This is a genomic window from Vibrio sp. B1Z05, assembly GCF_052955985.1.
In genome coordinates this window covers 169,383-188,437 of the sequence record NZ_CP130463.1, presented here as the reverse complement: position 1 = coordinate 188,437, position 19,055 = coordinate 169,383, and the positions used below count along the sequence as shown (strand labels likewise).

Annotated in this window: 15 protein-coding genes; 8 read left to right on the top strand and 7 right to left on the bottom strand. The window is 44.0% G+C overall.

Features of this window, described 5'->3' with window-relative positions:
- Nucleotides 1-14: 14 nt before the first annotated feature.
- Both argB and argC read right to left on the bottom strand, forming a co-directional pair.
- Nucleotides 15-797, bottom strand: coding sequence for an acetylglutamate kinase (argB, locus tag QV280_RS00870; protein ID WP_152822204.1), 783 nt, complete (start codon nucleotides 795-797; stop codon nucleotides 15-17).
- Between the two features lie 22 nt (nucleotides 798-819).
- The gene (argC, locus tag QV280_RS00865) at nucleotides 820-1,839 is read right to left on the bottom strand and encodes an N-acetyl-gamma-glutamyl-phosphate reductase (RefSeq protein WP_152822202.1); all 1,020 of its coding nucleotides are present in this window, start codon (nucleotides 1,837-1,839) and stop codon (nucleotides 820-822) included.
- A gap of 131 nt (nucleotides 1,840-1,970) precedes the next feature.
- On the opposite strand from argC, the gene argE reads away from it, so the two are divergent.
- The 3 genes from argE (at nucleotide 1,971) to QV280_RS00850 (ending at nucleotide 6,941) form a co-directional block, all read left to right on the top strand.
- Nucleotides 1,971-3,128 (top strand): acetylornithine deacetylase, encoded by a 1,158-nt coding sequence (gene argE, locus QV280_RS00860; RefSeq protein ID WP_152822199.1) that lies wholly within the window; start codon nucleotides 1,971-1,973, stop codon nucleotides 3,126-3,128.
- 186 nt (nucleotides 3,129-3,314) lie between these two features.
- The gene (gene ppc, locus QV280_RS00855) at nucleotides 3,315-5,945 is read left to right on the top strand and encodes a phosphoenolpyruvate carboxylase (protein ID WP_023402425.1); all 2,631 of its coding nucleotides are present in this window, start codon (nucleotides 3,315-3,317) and stop codon (nucleotides 5,943-5,945) included.
- A gap of 465 nt (nucleotides 5,946-6,410) precedes the next feature.
- Nucleotides 6,411-6,941: a PadR family transcriptional regulator gene (locus tag QV280_RS00850; protein WP_023402424.1), complete on the top strand. Its 531-nt coding sequence runs from the start codon at nucleotides 6,411-6,413 to the stop codon at nucleotides 6,939-6,941.
- A 163-nt stretch (nucleotides 6,942-7,104) separates the two neighbouring features.
- Here the strand turns inward: QV280_RS00850 and metF are convergent, their stop codons facing one another.
- From metF to QV280_RS00835, 3 genes are all read right to left on the bottom strand, one after another.
- Nucleotides 7,105-7,989 carry a methylenetetrahydrofolate reductase gene (metF, locus tag QV280_RS00845; protein WP_152822197.1) on the bottom strand — a complete coding sequence of 295 codons (885 nt, stop codon included), beginning with the start codon at nucleotides 7,987-7,989 and terminating at the stop codon, nucleotides 7,105-7,107.
- A gap of 170 nt (nucleotides 7,990-8,159) precedes the next feature.
- Nucleotides 8,160-10,568: a bifunctional aspartate kinase/homoserine dehydrogenase II gene (locus QV280_RS00840; RefSeq protein ID WP_152822195.1), complete on the bottom strand. Its 2,409-nt coding sequence runs from the start codon at nucleotides 10,566-10,568 to the stop codon at nucleotides 8,160-8,162.
- Nucleotides 10,569-10,570: 2 nt separating this feature from the next.
- Nucleotides 10,571-11,734 carry an O-succinylhomoserine (thiol)-lyase gene (locus QV280_RS00835; protein ID WP_152822193.1) on the bottom strand — a complete coding sequence of 388 codons (1,164 nt, stop codon included), beginning with the start codon at nucleotides 11,732-11,734 and terminating at the stop codon, nucleotides 10,571-10,573.
- A 190-nt stretch (nucleotides 11,735-11,924) separates the two neighbouring features.
- On the opposite strand from QV280_RS00835, the gene metJ reads away from it, so the two are divergent.
- A complete protein-coding gene (gene metJ / locus QV280_RS00830; RefSeq protein ID WP_021714268.1) occupies nucleotides 11,925-12,242 on the top strand; it encodes a met regulon transcriptional regulator MetJ in 318 nt (105 codons plus the stop codon).
- A 110-nt stretch (nucleotides 12,243-12,352) separates the two neighbouring features.
- On the opposite strand, the gene QV280_RS00825 is transcribed toward metJ, so the two are convergent.
- Both QV280_RS00825 and rpmE read right to left on the bottom strand, forming a co-directional pair.
- A complete protein-coding gene (locus QV280_RS00825) occupies nucleotides 12,353-13,615 on the bottom strand; it encodes a malic enzyme-like NAD(P)-binding protein (RefSeq protein WP_023402420.1) in 1,263 nt (420 codons plus the stop codon).
- 213 nt (nucleotides 13,616-13,828) lie between these two features.
- Complete coding sequence (gene rpmE / locus QV280_RS00820; protein ID WP_021714266.1) at nucleotides 13,829-14,047, bottom strand: 50S ribosomal protein L31; 219 nt, start codon at nucleotides 14,045-14,047, stop codon at nucleotides 13,829-13,831.
- Nucleotides 14,048-14,347: 300 nt separating this feature from the next.
- Here rpmE and priA point away from each other — a divergent pair, with 300 nt between their 5' ends.
- The 4 genes from priA to hslV all read left to right on the top strand — a co-directional run bounded on the left by priA (nucleotide 14,348) and on the right by hslV (nucleotide 19,048).
- Nucleotides 14,348-16,549, top strand: coding sequence for a primosomal protein N' (priA, locus tag QV280_RS00815; RefSeq protein ID WP_152822191.1), 2,202 nt, complete (start codon nucleotides 14,348-14,350; stop codon nucleotides 16,547-16,549).
- Nucleotides 16,550-16,739: 190 nt separating this feature from the next.
- Nucleotides 16,740-17,744: a DNA-binding transcriptional regulator CytR gene (gene cytR / locus QV280_RS00810; protein WP_152822188.1), complete on the top strand. Its 1,005-nt coding sequence runs from the start codon at nucleotides 16,740-16,742 to the stop codon at nucleotides 17,742-17,744.
- A 66-nt stretch (nucleotides 17,745-17,810) separates the two neighbouring features.
- Nucleotides 17,811-18,371, top strand: a complete 561-nt coding sequence (locus QV280_RS00805; RefSeq protein ID WP_367869619.1) for an SPOR domain-containing protein — start codon at nucleotides 17,811-17,813, stop codon at nucleotides 18,369-18,371.
- A 152-nt stretch (nucleotides 18,372-18,523) separates the two neighbouring features.
- A complete protein-coding gene (gene hslV / locus QV280_RS00800; RefSeq protein ID WP_023402416.1) occupies nucleotides 18,524-19,048 on the top strand; it encodes an ATP-dependent protease subunit HslV in 525 nt (174 codons plus the stop codon).
- Nucleotides 19,049-19,055 lie beyond the last annotated feature (7 nt).

Below are 19,055 nucleotides of genomic sequence, written 5' to 3'. Positions count from 1 at the left end.
AATGTAATTGCCTACTATTCAGGCTGAAAAAGGGTGCCAACATTTTGTCCGGCAAACAGTTGTTCTAATTTTTCTGGGTAGCGCCAAGAAGCGACTTGGATAGGTCGACCTAAATCGCTAGCCGCTTGCAGTGCAGCTTGAACTTTTACGATCATTCCGTCCGTGATCACTTGTCCATGAATTAACTCATCCGCTTGTTTCTCATTCAAACTATCGAGCAAATGTCCTTTACCGTCTAACACACCACTCACGTCAGACAATAATGCCAGTTCCGCATCCAAAGCACCGGCAACGGCTACGGCGGCTTGATCGGCATTTACATTCATCATTTGCCCAGCAGACGTTAAGCCAATTGAGCTAATGATAGGTAATGTGTTGGTTGCCAAAATGGCTTGTAATAAACTTGCGTCTCCAGGCGTTGCTTTACCGACTGCGCCCAATTCTGGATCAAGCTGTTCGATATGACACAATCCGCCATCAGCAAGACATAAGCCTGCGGTTTTTAAACCCGATTTAATCGCTTCGCCTTGTAGCATTTTGTTTGCAGTACCTGCTAGTGCGCCTGTAATTAGAGGAATCTGCTCTTGTGGAGTCACGCGCAGTCCGTCTTTCTTGGTGGAAGTCAATTGTAAGCTATTTAGCAACTCATCCACCAAATAACCGCCTCCGTGTACCACAACAATTGAGCGTTGAGATTGTTGAGACGCTTGCTCAATCGCTTTAAATAACTTCGACAAAGTTTCGCTACATTCAAGTGCAGCTCCACCTAATTTAATCACTAACGGTAATGTGCTCATAAATGACTTCCTTTGCGATGACTTAAAACAACGCCGTTGTTTCAGGGAATTGATTACGAATATTCAAACATTGCATTGCTTGTGCTGACGCACCTTTTAATAGGTTATCAATCGCAGACACTACAATTAAGTGCTGTCCTTGCACACTCCAACCGATATCACAGAATGGAGTGTATTCAACATCTTGTATTTTAGGCATTTCTTGATGTTTTAATCTGACTAACTCAGCTTGGCTGTAGGCTGCTTTGAATGCTTGGTCTACTTGTTCTGCGCTCACGTTGTCAGCAAGTTTAAGCGTAATTGTCGCTAAAATGCCGCGTTTGAAATTGCCTAGGTGAGGAGTAAAAACCACCTCTTGCCCTAAATGATTAGCAATTTCTGGTTGATGACGGTGAGTAAATACTCCGTACGCCTGCAAACTGACTTCGCAAAAGCTATTTGTTTTACTGGCTTTGATACCTGCGCCAGAAACGCCACTCACCGCATTGATAACCGGCCACTGCTTACTATCCAGTAAACCCGCCTCAATAATCGGCTTAATCGCCAATTGCGATGCGGTTGGGTAACATCCTGCTACAGCCACTAGGTCAGTTTGTGCAATCTGCTCTTTATTCCATTCCGCTAGGCCATACACCGCTTGTTCAAGCTCTGCTAAATGTTCATGCTCAAAACCATAGAATTGAGTGTAGAAATCATCGCCTTGTACTCGGTATGCGCCAGACAAATCAAACACCTGACAGTTATGGCTTAGAAATACTGGAGCAAGGTCGTGACTCACTTGGTGAGCAGTAGCAAGGAACACAATATCAGCATCTTGGGCTACCGCTACCACATCATTAAGTGGTAGCAGTGGCATATCAATTTTACCGAGCAATTTGCCATGTAACTGACTAATAGGTTTATTTGCGTCTAGACTGTTGGCGGAAACATACAAACCTGATAGCGTGAGACTAGGATGTTTAAGTACCATATTGGCAAGTTCAGCGCCGGTATAACCGCTAGCTCCAATAATCGCTACTTTAAGTTGTTTTTCGTTAATCATCAGCCGACTCTATAAAATTGATTATTAATGTAATTAAAAAGGCTTATTTTGCTTTTTTATTCATTCTTTGTGACTTAGTATGTGTTTTAACCTTTCATTAGTTATCTGTCAATAGTGGATGCAAAGATAATATGCCTATACCTAAATTTGTTGATATTTATCAAGGCTTGATAAGTACTTCTTCCATCAGTTCTACCGACCCAAAATGGGACCAAGGAAATGCGCAAGTTATTGCCAAACTTGCCACTTGGTTTGAAGACCTAGGTTTTACTGTGACCACAGAAGAAGTTGAACCCGGAAAATTAAACCTAATGGCTCAATTGGGTAGTGGTGAAGGTGGACTGTTACTTGCGGGACACACGGATACTGTTCCCTTTGATCAAGGTCGTTGGAATTTTGACCCTCACCAGTTAACTCTGTCGGATAATCGCTATTACGGCTTAGGCACTGCGGATATGAAAGGCTTCTTTGCTTTTATCCTAGATGCAGTAAAACAAATGCAAAAAAACGGCACCGATTGGAGCACGCAAAACAAGCCTTTATATATTCTTGCCACTTGTGATGAAGAAACCACTATGCTCGGTGCTAAGCATTTTGCCAAAGAGGCTCCCTTTAAACCTGACTACTGCATCATTGGTGAACCCACTAACTTAGTGCCGATACGTGGCCACAAAGGACACATGGCAAATGCCATTCGTATTACCGGTAAATCAGGGCATTCATCGGATCCTGCGCTAGGAATAAATGCGATAGAAATCATGCATGAAGTGATGTATTCGTTGATGCACCTAAAACAACAGTTGATCAAAGACTACCACCATCCTGGATTTGCTATCCCTAACCCAACTATGAATTTGGGGCACATTCACGGCGGTGACAGTGCCAACCGTATTTGTGGCTGTTGTGAATTGCATTACGATCTTAGACCGCTTCCAGGTTTAAGCCTTGAGAGCCTAGATCAATTACTGCACGAGCATCTACAGACTGTGATGCAAAAATGGCCCGGACGAATTGAAGTCAAACCACTGCATCCGCCAATTCCAGGTTATGAATGTCATGCCGATCACCACTTTGTGCAAGAGATGCAGCTTATATGCGATACCGAATCACAAACGGTTAACTACTGTACAGAAGCGCCTTATTTACAAGAGTTATGCCCTACTTTGGTGATGGGACCGGGCTCTATTGACCAAGCGCATCAACCAGATGAATTTTTAAGTTTAGATTTTATAAACCCAACAATTAATATTTTACAAAAATCGATCAATCAATACTGTTTTTCGAGTTAGTTTTAGCGATTAGTGAAATAAAGTTTCAACATCAAAATTGTTTGAGTCAGCTATTATGATTCAAATCAATTCAAACGTTGGTTTTTCAATCAAATTTGTTCAAAGTTTGACTCTCACCCCTTTTCTTCGATAGATTGGATCTTAACTCAAGGAAAGGTGTGTAATTTAATTACGAGGCTCAATGAAATGAATAAGAAATATTCTGCACTTACCAGTAACGTGAAGATGCTTGGTAATCTACTTGGCAGAACCATTAAAGACGCCCATGGAGAGGAGATTTTTAATAAAGTTGAAACTCTTCGTAAGTTGTCTAAGTCGGCTCGTAGCGGTCATCAAGAAGATAGAGAGGCTCTCATCCATGAGATTGAGAACCTGCCGGACGAGCAATTTATCCCCGTCGCTCGCGCATTCAACCAATTTTTGAATCTGACCAATATAGCCGATCAGTACCATACAATTTCTCGTCATTGCGAAGAGCATGTTTGCGAACCTGATGTACTTCAGACTCTGTTTAGTAAGCTTCACTCTAAAGAGATTTCTAAAAAAGAAGCGTCAGACGCAATCAAGAACCTCAATATTGAATTAGTGCTAACCGCACACCCTACCGAAATCTCTCGTCGTACCATGATCAACAAGCTACTTAAGATAAACGACTGTTTATCTAAACTAGAGCTTAGCGATATCGGTCACTCTGAACGAATTAAAACAGAGCGCCGTCTCGAGCAACTTATTGCTCAAAGTTGGCACTCAGATGTTATCCGTCAGCAACGCCCTACTCCTCTGGATGAAGCAAAATGGGGTTTTGCGGTTGTTGAAAACTCTCTTTGGGAAGCAGTACCTGATTTCTTACGTGAGTTAGACGAACGAGTATCGACTCACCTAGATGAGCCTCTACCTATCGATGCTCGCCCTGTGCATTTCTCTTCTTGGATGGGGGGGGACCGAGACGGTAACCCGTTTGTCACTCATAACATTACTCAAGAAGTACTGTGGTTATCTCGCTGGAAAGCCGCTGACCTATATCACGCCGATATCGAAGAGCTGATCACTGAGCTATCAATGATCGAGTGTAATGCAGCGGTACGTGAACTTGCAGGTGACAGTCACGAACCATATCGTGGCATCCTAAAAGAAATGCGCACTCTGCTTAACAATACCCGTAAATCGATTTCAGCAAGACTGGCTGGCGATATTATTCCCAATGTCAGCATCCTAGAAACTGCTGAGCAACTTTGGCACCCACTACATACCATCTACACCTCTCTACATGAGTGTGGCATGGGCGTGATTGCCGAAGGCTCGCTGCTTGATACGCTTCGCCGCATTAAATGTTTTGGTGTGCACCTTGTTCGACTAGACATTCGCCAAGAGAGCACCGAGCACTCAAAAGCCTTGTCTGAAGTTACGCGTTTCTTAGGTCTAGGTGATTACGACCAGTGGAGTGAGCAAGATAAAGTTGCATTCCTAGTTAAAGAGCTTAGCGATAATCGACCTCTTATCCCGCACAACTGGGAACCATCACCAATGGTTAAAGAGGTGATTGAAACCTGTAAGACTGTTGCTGCTCACCCTAAAGAAGCCTTTGGTTCTTATGTTATTTCAATGGCACGTACCGCTTCTGACGTACTTGCTGTTCACCTATTGCTGCGTGAAGCTGGCTGTAAATTCCGTTTAGGCGTTTGTCCATTATTTGAAACTCTAGAAGATTTGAATAACTCAGAATCTGTCATGCAACAGCTGTATAGCATTGATTGGTATCGCGGATTTATCCAAGGCGAACAGATGGTCATGATTGGCTACTCTGACTCAGCAAAAGATGCCGGCGTAATGTCTGCAGGCTGGGCGCAATACGACGCAATGGATAAGCTAGTTAAAGTCTCTGAAGCGGAAAATATCGACCTGACCTTGTTCCATGGTCGTGGCGGTACTATCGGCCGTGGTGGCGCTCCTGCACACGCAGCATTGTTGTCTCAACCACCAAAAAGCTTAAAAGGTGGCCTACGTGTTACTGAGCAAGGTGAGATGATTCGCTTTAAACTTGGTCTACCACAAGTGGCTGTCAACAGCCTGAACTTGTACGCTAGCGCCATTTTAGAAGCTAACCTTCTTCCGCCTCCAGAGCCAAAACAAGATTGGCGTGATCTTATGGAAGTGCTATCACAGGTTTCTTGTGAGTCTTACCGTAATGTTGTCCGTGGCGAAGCAGACTTTGTTCCTTACTTCCGCGCAGCCACACCTGAGCTTGAACTAGGTAAACTGCCACTAGGTTCTCGTCCTTCGAAGCGTAACCCGAAAGGTGGCGTAGAAAGCCTACGTGCGATTCCATGGATCTTCTCATGGAGCCAAAACCGTCTGGTACTTCCTGCATGGTTAGGCGCAGGTGAAGCGATTCAATACTCCATTGACCAAGGTCATCTAGAGTTACTAGAAGAGATGTGTCGTGAATGGCCGTTCTTCTCTACTCGCTTAGGTATGTTAGAAATGGTGTACTACAAGTGCAGCATGGATATCTCTAAACTGTATGATGAGAAGCTCACAGACCCATCACTATGGCGTTTAGGTGAAAACCTTCGTGGACAACTACAAAAAGACATCCAAACGGTTCTGAAAGTAGAAAACAACGAGAACCTAATGCAAAGTGACCCATGGGGTCTAGAGTCCATACGTCTACGCAACATCTATGTTGATCCATTGAACATGTTGCAAGTAGAGCTTCTAAAACGTACTCGACAAACAGAAGAGAATAACCCTGAGCTTGAAGAAGCTCTGATGATTACCATTGCTGGTATTGCAGCCGGAATGCGTAACACAGGTTAAGTTCGAGCAGCGTTTATGATGCTTAGAATTCAAGCCCTAGCTCATTGAGCTAGGGCTTTTTTATATTCTCGACTTATCGCATCGCAAAAGACAAAACCGTGATATACCCACCATTTCATCCAACCGACAACAGGACTTGTTAGGCTTTTTGAGCAAGTTGGCAATATGAGACAAAAAGCAGTAAACATGTTTTTGTAATACTTATTTTTCGTTAATCTAACGCCAAAAAATGATAGTAAACTGTTAGCTTATAGGTAGGGGATCTTGGGTTTCACAATAAAAATAACGAGACACAATATTCCCTATTTATTAGACATAATAAAATAAATTATGGTCAGGTGAGAATGGCTTAAAAGGTAATACATGCACTCATGAACTTCTTGAGTGGCTCGCACTCTTCAATGATGACCAACTAGAGTCTGAACTGTGCGTTGTTTTTTATATGCAGTAATTTGGAAGAACAACATGTCATTACCACACGTTATATTGACCGTACTAAGCACAAAAGATGCTACCGGTTACGACATTACAAAAGAGTTTTCTTATAGCATTGGCTACTTTTGGAAAGCAAGCCACCAACAGGTTTACCGTGAGTTAAATAAACTGGCAGAAAACGAGCTCGTTACTTGTCAGCTATTCCCTCAATCAGGCAAGCCTGATAAAAAGATTTACTCAATCACAGAGCGCGGCCGTGAGGCACTGGCTAAATGGTTTGAACAACCTATTTCGCACCCAACAGTGAGAGATGAGTTTGCAGCTAAACTTTATGCATGTGAAGTTCAGCCTGCTGAAGGTTTTTCTGACCAACTGCAACTTGCACTAAGCGATTCACGTAAACTGGTTCAGTTCTACAAAGAAATCGAAGATACACATTACTCTGATACTCGCATTTTGAGCCACAAAGAAAAAATTGAACGACTAACCTTACGTCGTAATCTTTTGACTCGCGAAGCTTGGAATGAGTGGGCGGAAGAAGTGTTAAGCGAGATTGCTTAACTGAAAAACAAAAGGACCTAGCTTGTAATGCACTGGGTCCTTTGTTTTATTTGGCTTAGTTGTAAATCTGAACTCTGCTTAAATTCTTATTAAACGTATCCCTATCGTTAGCAATACTTATCCGTAAACTCTATATCTCTAGCAGAGTATTCTCAGATGAGAACTATGGGCGAACACCTAGCGTGTGGCACAAGGCATAAGTCATTTCAGCGCGGTTCAACGTATAGAAGTGGAAATCCTTTACCCCTTCACGACTTAAAATACGCACCATATCAATAGCCTGACTAGCCCCAACCAATTGACGAGTCATTGGATCATCATCCAACCCTTCAAACTGTTTTGCCATCCATCCAGGTACTTTCACGTTGTTCATTGCTGCAAAGCGAGAAGCTTGCTTGAAGTTAGACACAGGCAAAATACCCGGAATAATCTCTACATCGATACCCGTTGCTGCACAGCGGTCACGAAAGCGAAGGTAGCTTTCAACATCAAAGAAAAACTGCGTGATTGCGCGGTTGGCGCCCGCATCAACTTTACGCTTTAGATTTAATAAATCAGATTGCGCACTTTTCGCTTCGGGATGCACTTCAGGAAAAGCCGCTACCGAGATATCAAAATCATGGCGAGATTTTAGCAACTCAACCAAATCAGAAGCGTACATATCTGGCGTACCACCGTTTGGCGGAATATCACCACGCAGTGCCACAATGCTCTCAATACCGTTTTTCCAGTAATCATCGGCAATGGTGATTAGCTCGTCGCGAGAAGCATCAATACAAGTTAAATGCGGCGCCGCAATTAGGTTGGTTTGGCTTTTGATTTCTTTGATGATTGAGTGCGTACGATCGCGCTCACCAGAGTTGGCACCGTAGGTCACAGAGACAAATTTAGGTTTCAATGCTTTTAAGCGATGTACCGAGTTCCACAGAGTCTCCTCCATTTTTTCACTGCTAGGAGGGAAGAACTCGAAAGAGACATTGATATTATCAGAAAGCTCAGCAACGTTTTGATTAAGTGCATCAATGTGGCTCGCGTGTGTATAACCCATATTTCCTCTCCCTGTGCATCAGCACAATCACATAATTTTGAACGTTTAGACGTCTATATGTCTAGATAATGTAAATTTATGAGAGGGATGTCAACAAAAATTCGTACAAAAGTTGAGTCTTTTGGGGGAGAAGCATCCAACGCGAACGCATTGGATGCTTTAGATAAGAATTATAATAGACTAGATAAACGATTGAGATCGGACTGCAAGGCACCTGCCGTGACTTCTCGACCCGCACCAGGGCCGCGTATAACCAATGGGTTATCTTTGTACCATTTACTCTCAATAGCGAAAATATTGTCACAAGGTAGTAAGTTAGCCAAAGAGTGGTGCGCTTCAAGCGCCTCTACGCCCACTGTCGCCTCTCCTTCTTTTGAAAGACGTGCAATGTATCGCAGAACCTTTCCTTCGCTCTGTGCTTTATCTAAGCGCTCTGCCAGTGCTTCATTCAACACGCTGGCTTGCTGGAAGAATTCATCCACAGATAAGGCCAATAAACTCTCAGGAACTAAAGATTCAACCTTCACCCCTTCAGGCTCTAGATCTAAGCCTGATTCACGCGCCAAAATCACTAATTTACGCATCACATCAGTGCCGTCTAAATCAGCTCGAGGATCAGGTTCCGTTAGCCCTTGTTGCCAAGCTAAGTCAACCAACTCACTAAATGGAATAGAGCCGTCATACTGCTGGAACAGCCATGACAAGGTTCCCGAGAAGATTCCTGATAATGCTACAATTTCATCGCCGCTTTCTCGCAGGTCTCTCACAGTATGGTTTACCGGCAATCCAGCGCCCACAGTGGCGTTGTACAACCAATGACGTCCCGTTTTAGCAAATACATCCTGCACCTGATGGTAAAACTCACTTGGCGCAGAACCTGCCAATTTATTCGCTGATATTAAGTGCATGCCATGTTCGGCAAACTCTAGGTAGCGATCGGACACTTGCTGACTGGCCGTTACATCCAATACGATAATTTCATCAAAGCTCGATTGACGTTTAACTAGCGGTAGCCAATCTTCTTCGCTACTAACCGCATTATCGGAGAACTGGCTGTTGACCTTGCTGGCATCTATGCCATTTTCATCAAACCAATAACTCTGGCTCGCAATTACCCCGATAAGGTCAAAGCTCATGCCGCGACGCTTTTCTAACTGGTCTTTTTGCGTAGCAAATAGCTCCAACCAATTAGAACCAATATTACCTTTACCACACAATACGATGCCAACACGCTTTTGTGCTTGGAATAACTGATTGTGTAGCACTTTAAGCAGTGAAGGAATCGCACTCGTTCTTACTATGGCGATAATGCTCAGCTCAGATTCGGTTTCAAACATGAACTCAACATTGACACTTTTCAGTGTTTGGTAAAAACCAAAACAATGATTGGCGTTGTTAGTCACACCGGCCCCTACAGCGGCCAGCATGGATAAGTCAGTTTTCACGGCAACAGACACATCAAAGTTTGCCGCTTTGATGCAGGCTAAGGCGCCGGCTAATAGTTCGCTAGTATAAGCCAGACGTAAGCAGTGCTGATCCGATTGTGACTCATAGGCCAGTGGCGCAAGCTGCGCTTTATTCAGCAAGGCCAACACTTGCGGCTCTAAACTTTCAAAATCATGTGCAGGGCTTAAAGTCAGCTCAATCAAATTCACATCATCTAATGAGGTCACTATCTTAGCGCCTCGACCAGAAGCTAATACACGCTCAATACGCGTTGAACCTGACTCTGGTTGGTGACTGCAACGCAACTCTAAATCCATAGCACTTTGTGCGACAGGTTGTAGCGTACGGCTGTGCAGTACAGGAGCGGCAAGGCGCGCTAATTCACTGGCTTCATCAAGACGAAGCAGTGGCAGTAAACAGGCATCTTCGACAATGCGCGGGTCTGCGCTATATACGCCCGCCACGTCACTCCAAATAGTGACTTTGGCCACTTCAGCCAAAGCCCCCACAATGGTCGCCGAATAATCGGAACCATTACGCCCAAGCAGTACTGTTTCACCTTGTTGGTTATGCGCCATAAAACCGGTAATAACCAAGCGTTTTTGAGGATGCTGAGCTAACACTGATTTCAATAATGGCCAAGAAAGGTTGCGATCAATTTCTGGCTGAGTGCCCGCTTCTGCGCGCAAGAAGTCACGAGAATCAAGCGCTGCACTAGGCATACCTCTATCACAAAGCAGCGCACTAAGGAGACGAGACGACCACACTTCACCGTGACCTAATGCCGCTGATTTTTGCTGCTCAGTCAACGGAGCATTTAGCGCACTTAATGCGGTAAATTCTCGGTTAAGCTGTTCTTGCAAAACACTCGCCGTTTGCTGAGGAAGCAAATCGGTAATCAATTGATTTTGATAGCTTCTTAGCTCAAGTAAAATCTCATGCGCAATACGTCCATCTTTTTCTAAAGCCGCTAACCAGCGTAACAAGTTGTTAGTGGTTGAGCCCGCAGCAGAAACAATCACTAAGTCACTCTCATTGGAGTACTCAGCTAATATATTGGCTACGCGATCAAAGCATTCTGCATTTGCCAGACTACTACCACCAAACTTATGCAGTTGCGTTGCGTTGTTCATAATTAACCCTCGACCGAATCAAATGCTTGGGCAAGATCATCAATAAGATCGTCACTATCTTCTAGCCCAACAGACAGACGTAATAAGAAATTAGACACACCAGCTTCAGCCAATGCTTTTTCACCCATAGCTCTATGAGTCATAGTCGCAGGGTGACAAATCAAACTCTCTACCCCACCTAAAGACTCCGCTAAAGAGAACAATGTTAAGCTGTTAATAAAGGTCTTCAGTTGCTCTAAATCACCATCAAACTCAAAGCTGAGCATGCTACCAAAACCAGACTGCTGACGTTTAGCAATGTCATGGCCAGGGTGATCTGGCAAGCTTGGGTGATAAATGGTTTTGACACGCTTTTGAGATTGTAGAAAGTTTAAAATAACTTGTGAGCTTTCTTCATGCACACGCATACGTGCACCTAAAGTGCGAATGCCGCGCAATGTCATATAGCTATCAAAAGGCGTGCCCGTTGCACCAATACAGTTACCCCACCAGCCAAGTTCTTCAGCATGCTGTTCAGTTTTGGTAACCACAACCCCGCCAATCACATCCGAATGACCATTAATGTATTTAGTGGTGGAATGGATGACAAAATCAGCACCAAGCTCTAATGGTCTTTGGTAAATGGGGGTTAGAAATGTATTGTCGACGCCCACTAATGCACCCACGGCTGCCGCTTGCTGGCACACTTTCTCGATATCCACTACTCGCACCAATGGGTTCGATGGCGTTTCAATAAGAATCAGTTTTGGCTTTTTGGCAATCGCTGCAGCAAGGGCTTGATCATCTGATTGATCGACAAACTCAACCTTAAAGTCACCTTTTTGCGCACGAGTGTTAAATAAACGGTAAGTACCGCCATAACAATCATGAGGCGCAATAATTAAATCGTCTGGGCTTAAAAATGCCGAAACCCATAAATTAAGTGCTGATGTACCACAGTTGGTAACAACAGCACCTTTACCTGACTCCAACTCAAACAGTGCCGTCTCTAAAAGCCCACGATTAGGGTTTCCAGAGCGGGTGTAATCATACTTTGGTACATCTCCAAATGAAGGAAAACCATAGTTTGTGGACAGGTAAATAGGGGGAACAACAGCATGGTGCTGGGTATCAGACTCTATACCGGTGCGTACGGCAATGGTCGATGACTTATGTTTACTGCTCATTTTCTTGTCCTTCCTTTGGCAGTGACTGGTGGAGTTTGTAACCAATCAAATTAATCTGAATCTAATACTAGATTACCGTGATCAGTATTAGACTTCAACACATCTAGACGTCTAAATGCCTTTACATATAGCAGTAAATATCGCTAGAATTGGAAATTAACTTCTTAAAACTAAGTAATAAAGGTTTCCAATGGCAGACTGGAATGGCGAATACATCAGCCCATATGCTGAACACGGTAAAAAAAGCACTCAAGTAAAAAAGATCACTGTGTCTATTCCACTTAAGGTTCTCAAAATTCTAACTGATGAGCGAACACGTCGTCAGGTAAACAACCTCCGCCATGCAACCAACAGTGAGCTTCTATGTGAAGCTTTCTTACACGCTTATACTGGCCAACCACTCCCTACCGACGAAGATCTGAGAAAAGATTGCCCAGATGAAATTCCAACTGAAGCAAAAAAAATCATGTCCGATCTCGGTATTGAATTAGAAGTCTTCGACGACTAACACTAGTACTAAACTAGCACAACGCTCAGATTTAACTCATAAAAAAAGGGGCTAAAGTGATCACACTCTAGCCCCTTTTAATTTTCGGTTATTAACCCTGCATTCTGCTATTAGCTCTGCATATAATTCTCAGGAAGCTCAATGCGAGCAACGCCAGAGGCAACCGCTGCTTCCGCTACCGCTCTTGCTACGCGAGGTAACAAGCGTGGGTCCATTGGTTTAGGGATAATATAGCCATTACCAAACTCTAATGACGTTACCCCAGCCGCTTTCATCACTTCTTCTGGCACTGGTTCTTTTGCTAACTGGCGAATTGCTTCCACCGCCGCTAGCTTCATTTCAATATTAATCTCACTGGCTCTCACATCTAAAGCGCCACGGAAGATAAATGGGAAACAAATAACGTTGTTCACTTGGTTTGGATAATCAGAACGTCCCGTGCCCATAATCAAATCACTACGCACTTCATGAGCACGCTCTGGTTTAATTTCAGGATCAGGGTTAGAACAGGCAAACACCACTGGTTTGTCCGCCATCAAGGCCAATGCCTCAGGTGACAACAAGTTAGGACCAGATACGCCAAGGAACAGATCCGCGCCTTCAATCACATCTTCTAGGGTACGTTTGTCGGTATTGTTGGCAAACAGCTGTTTGTATTCGTTAAGATCGTCACGGCGAGTATGAATAACGCCTTTACGATCTAACATGTAGATTTTTTCACGCTGTGCGCCGCATTTAATGAGTAGCTCCATACACGCAACTGCCGCAGCACCGGCGCCCAAGCATACAATAGTAGAGTCACACAGTTGCTTTCCTTGTAGCTCTATTGCGTTAAGCATACCGGCGGCGGTCACAATCGCAGTGCCGTGCTGATCATCGTGAAATACCGGCACATCGCATCGTTCGATAAGACGACTTTCAATCTCAAAACAATCTGGCGCTTTGATATCTTCTAGGTTAATTCCGCCAAAGGTATCGGCAATCGCCGCCACGGTATCGATGAACTCATCAATAGTGCGGTGCTTTACTTCAATATCAATAGAGTCCAAACCGGCAAAGCGTTTGAACAATAACGCTTTGCCTTCCATAACCGGCTTAGAAGCCATTGGCCCTAAGTTACCTAAACCCAAGATAGCGGTGCCGTTTGAAATAACCGCAACCATATTCCCTTTGGCTGTGTACTTGTAAACGTTATCAGCATTTTGGGCGATTTCACGTACTGGCTCTGCAACACCTGGGCTATAAGCTAGCGCTAGATCATGAACTGAATCAGCAGGCGTTGTTAATTCAACAGCTATTTTTCCTGGCTTAGGAAACTCGTGGTAATCGAGAGCTTGTTGGCGGAAATCATTTATCGGTTGGTCATCTGACATCTAAGAGCATCCCTTCGTGGATATTAGGAGAAAGTAAATAATTTGTGATTGTAAATAAAAAACAGGCAATGTACTACAAAGTAACCAGAGTAAAAAAGAGAATGCTTGGGATTGCCAGATCGAAATGAAGGTAAATAACTTGGATAATCAATTTGTTGTAGGATCAAAAAAGGCCGCCTAGGCGACCTTTTTTCTGTATCTTTACGACTAAGATTATTTCTTAGAAGAAAGAGCACCGAAACGCTTGTTAAAGCGATCAACACGGCCGCCAGTATCAACGATACGTTGCTTACCAGTGTAGAACGGGTGACATTTGTCACATACGTCTAGGTGGATAGATTCTTTAGCTAGAGTTGAGTTGAACTCAAAAGTATTTCCGCAAGAGCAGTTAGCTGTTACAGATTTGTATTCAGGATGGATACCTGGTTTCATGGGAAAACCTCATTTATAGGCCGCGTCGCTATCCAAATCTAAGGTTGGACACCACACGTAGTTTCTAACAGTGACACCGCGTAATACAGCATCTTCAAGGCGCAGTATAGTAATGAATTAGTCTTTAAGGATCAACTGATTTGTCCCTTTTTTCGCCACATTCACCATAATATTCCTATATATAGCCATATGCGAGACAACACTTGGCTAAGTGCTCAATATTTTTCATCATCTCCTCGGTCTTTTTCTAGTATCATCATCTGTGTAATTATCTGATTGCAGAAACATCAAAGAGATCCCATGCGCCCAACAATTGCTAGAGTTGCCCTGCCCGTACCTCTAGATAAAGAATTTGAATACCTCATCCCATCGCACTTATTTCCTGTTGTGGGTGTGCGTGTATGGGTGCCGTTTGGACCAAATAAGCGACTTGGTGTGATCACCGCCCTCACCCATCAATCAGAATACGATATTAATAAGCTCAAGCCTTTAATGACCGTGCTTGACGTTGAGCCTATATGGCCAGATAAACTTTATAAACTGATTCATTGGGCTAGCCGATTTTACCAGTATCCACTCGGTGAAACATTAAATGGGGCTATGCCCGGCGCTCTGCGTAAAGGTAAACCGGCACATAAGCAGCCACAGAAAATATGGCAGCTCACCGAAGCAGGTCGTAACCAGTTAATGCAAGGCTTTGGACGAGCAGTTCAGCAAGCTAAGGTGATGCATGCTCTGCAATATGGCGCACTGGCTCAACATGAGCTTGCCACTTTAGATATCTCTAGCTCTGTTTTAAAAACTTTAGAGCAGAAACAATGGGTAATTTGCTCTGAACGCATTGAAATCAATGATCAGTGGCCATCTGAGCTCATTAATGAAGACGACAAGCGTCAACTCAATCATGAACAAATGCTGGCAGTAGTCACAGTCAACCACATTGAAGGGTATGAATGTGCACTTCTAGATGGAGTCACAGGTTCAGGTAAAACCGAGGTTTATCTTCAACTTATAGAGTCAGTAATCCAGCAAGGTAAGCAAGCGTTAGTCTTAGTTCCCGAAATAGGCTTAACGCCGCAAACCATCAACCGATTTAAACGACGCTTTAATGTGCCTATTGAGACCATTCACTCAGGTCTTAATGACAGTGAACGCTTGAATGCATGGCTGGCCGCCAAAAATAAAGAATGTGGCATCCTAATTGGTACTCGCTCGGCACTGCTGACCCCTTTTGCCAACCTTGGCATTGTCATTGTCGATGAAGAGCATGACTCTTCGTATAAACAGCAAGATAGCCTGCGTTATCATGCTAGAGATATAGCCATAATGCGCGCCCACTCAGAAAGTGTGCCGGTTGTATTGGGCTCAGCTACGCCATCTCTAGAAACCTTAAACAACGCCCTTTCAGGAAAATACCTGCATCTTAAACTGACTGAACGTGCTGGCGGTGCTAGCCCAACCAAAAACAGCGTGATTGATGTAAAAGGTTTATATCTAGAAAGTGGCTTAAGCGCGCCACTGATTGCACAAATGCGTAAACACCTGCAACAAGGCAATCAGGTGATGCTGTTTTTAAATCGCCGTGGTTTCTCTCCCGCATTAATGTGCCACGAGTGCGGTTGGATTGCTGAGTGTACTCGATGTGACGCTTACTATACCTTCCACCAAGGAAGCAGTGAGATGCGCTGTCATCACTGTGGCTCACAAAAGCCGGTCGTTCATCAGTGCCATAGCTGTGGTTCAACTCATTTAGTTACGGTCGGAGTTGGCACAGAACAGCTTGAAGCGCACTTAGAAACCTTATTTCCAGAGTTTAAAACCATTCGCATTGACCGAGACAATACGCGTCGTAAAGGCAGTCTAGAGAGCGCATTAGAGTCAATTCGCAATGGTGAGTATCAAATTCTGATTGGTACGCAAATGCTTGCCAAAGGGCATCACTTTCCAGACGTGACGTTAGTGGCTTTACTTGATGTGGATTCATCATTATATAGCAGTGATTTTCGGGCTTCAGAAAAGCTAGCGCAATTGTTTATTCAGGTGGCAGGACGTGCGGGACGCGCCAGTAAGCCTGGACACGTGGTGCTACAAACTCATCACCCAGAACATTCACTGCTACAAGCTTTATTACACAAAGGCTATCCTGAGTTTGCCCAAAGCGCCTTAATGGAACGTAGAGTGGCGCAATTGCCTCCCTATGCCAGCCTGTCTTTGTTTCGAGCTGAATCGAATAATTCGCAACTCGCGGAAGATTTTTTAAGGCAAGTAAGGCAAACCTTAGAAGCGCACCCTTTGTTTGATGAGCAATGTTGGGTACTTGGGCCAACACCAGCACCGATGGCGAAACGAGCAGGAAAATCTCGTTGGCAACTTATTTTACAATGCCAACTACGTTCAACCATGCAAAAACTACTTATGAGTGCAAAACCTGCACTAGATATGCTGCCTAATGCAAAAAAAGTTCGTTGGAACATAGATGTAGAACCAATGGACCTAAGTTAAACCACATGCATATGGCGAAATGCGAGTCACTTCACAGTAAGTTGTGCAATTTTGCTACATGCCCCTTAAACTGTTTGGCAAAAACTCGTTACACTTATTTTTCACTCGCAATTAAGCTTAAGTAGTTGAAATAAGTTTGCGTCATGGATTGAATCAAACACGCGCTAAATTTCATAGAGGACGACGTACTATGGCGACGATGAAGGATGTTGCTGGACTTGCTGGAGTATCAACAGCGACAGTATCAAGGGCATTAATGAACCCAGAAAAAGTATCCTCTTCCACTCGTAAACGAGTAGAAGATGCGGTCATTGAATCTGGCTATTGCCCTAGCACTATCATGCGCAGCATGAAGCGCAATGAGTCAAAAACTCTCGTCGTTATCGTCCCCGACCTTTGTGACCCTTACTTTTCTGAAATTATTCGCGGCATAGAAGTAGCGGCTTCAAAGCAAGGCTACCTTGTATTGCATGGTGACAGTTCACAACAAAAATGCCGTGATAATTCACTGGTCAACTTAATATACTCAAAACAAGCGGATGGACTGATTCTGCTCGGCACCGACTTGCCTATCGATGCCAGTATCGCGGAGCAAAAAAATCTGCCGCCAATGGTCATGGCATGTGAATACGCCCCTGAATTAGAGCTACCAACTGTACATATTGATAACCTGACTGCGTCTTTTCAGGCGGTAAACTATCTTGCTAAATTAGGACACAAACGCATTGGAGAGATCTGTGGCCCAGACAATGCGCCACTTTCTAGTTTCCGTAGCCAAGGTTTCCAACAAGCATTACGCCGCGCCGGATTAAACATCGACCTAAGCAACTCTGCTAGCGGTGATTTTAGCTTTGAATCTGGCGCTGCCGCACTGCGTAAACTCATGAATGCCGGTTCTCCACCTAGCGCTATCTTTTGCCACAATGACATGATGGCCATTGGTGCAATCAAAGAAGCCAAAAATATGGGGCTTAGAGTTCCACAAGATATTTCATTTATTGGCTTTGATAATATAGAGTTCTCAGAATACTGCGATCCGCCACTTACAACCGTCTCTCAACCCCGTTATGATATAGGCTATCAAGCCACACAAATGTTGTTTGAGATACTCAGTGGCAACGAGATCAGTTCTGACTCACGACTATTAGAAACAGAGCTGATCATTCGACAAAGTACCCTACCTCCAAGTTATTAGGGTCTGTTATCTGAACGTTTTCTGCATTACCATAGAAAACGTGATCAATGGAATAGATTAATTCGAGTGGCAAGAAAAGACTATGTAAAGGGTGGCCGTACGCAACCTAAAAAAACGCGTAAGCCAACCCCATCAAAACAATCCAAAAAACCTTGGAAGATGATCGTCTTTGCTGGCGCATTGATTGGGGTATTTAGCTACGGGTTATATTCCTTAAGTAAAACCCCTGAACCTCAACAACCAGTAGACGTGAACTTAACGGCAAAAGAGGAATCGACTGCGAAGAAGGGTGAAGAAAACCTGCCACCTCCTCCAGAAGAACAGTGGGAATATGTTAAAACACTGCCTGAACGTGAAATTAAAGTCGTTGCCAAAGAAGAAGTTCTACCGAAAATACCTTACGTGATGCAATGTGGCGCTTACCGTACTCTTGCACAAGCGAAGTCACGCAAAGTCGATATTGCTTTTCAAGGTATAAAAAGCGAAATACGACAGAAGCCTGGTAGCCATTATCATCGCGTCATTCTAGGGCCTTACCCTCGCAAACGTAACGCAGAGCGTGACAAGCACAAACTGCAGCGCGCTAAAATTGAACCTTGTATGATCTTAAAAGATCCAGGTTACTAATCTATCAGCCTCGGTTAGCATGCTAACCGAGGCTGATTTACTTTGATTTGCGGTAAGCCGCTACTCCTCTGTGTCATCACCTTGAATTTACTCCTGTCCGTCCCCACTTCATTTTAATCTCACTGGTGAAATTAGAATTAGAAGGAAACCTCGTGACTACCATAGTATCCGTACGCCGAAATAATAAAGTCGTCATCGCTGGTGATGGACAAGTATCTCTAGGCAACACAGTAATGAAAGGCAACGCTCAGAAAGTTCGCCGACTCTACAACGACAAAGTTCTTGCCGGTTTTGCTGGCGGTACCGCCGACGCATTTACCCTATTTGAGCGACTAGAAAGCAAACTGCAAATGCATCAAGGCCACCTTACTCGCGCCGCTGTTGAACTAGCTAAAGATTGGCGTAGCGACCGCGCTCTGCGTCGCTTAGAAGCACTGCTTGTGGTCGCCGATGATACCGCTTCTTTTATCATTACTGGTAATGGTGATGTAGTTCAACCAGAGCACGACCTTGTCGCTATTGGTTCTGGTGGCAACTTTGCTCAAGCAGCTGCTACCGCACTACTAGAAAACACCGATTTAAGCGCCAGAGAAATTGCAGAAAAGTCTCTCAATATTGCAGGTGATATCTGTGTCTTTACCAACCATCATCACACTATTGATGAACTTGAATACTAAGGAATTA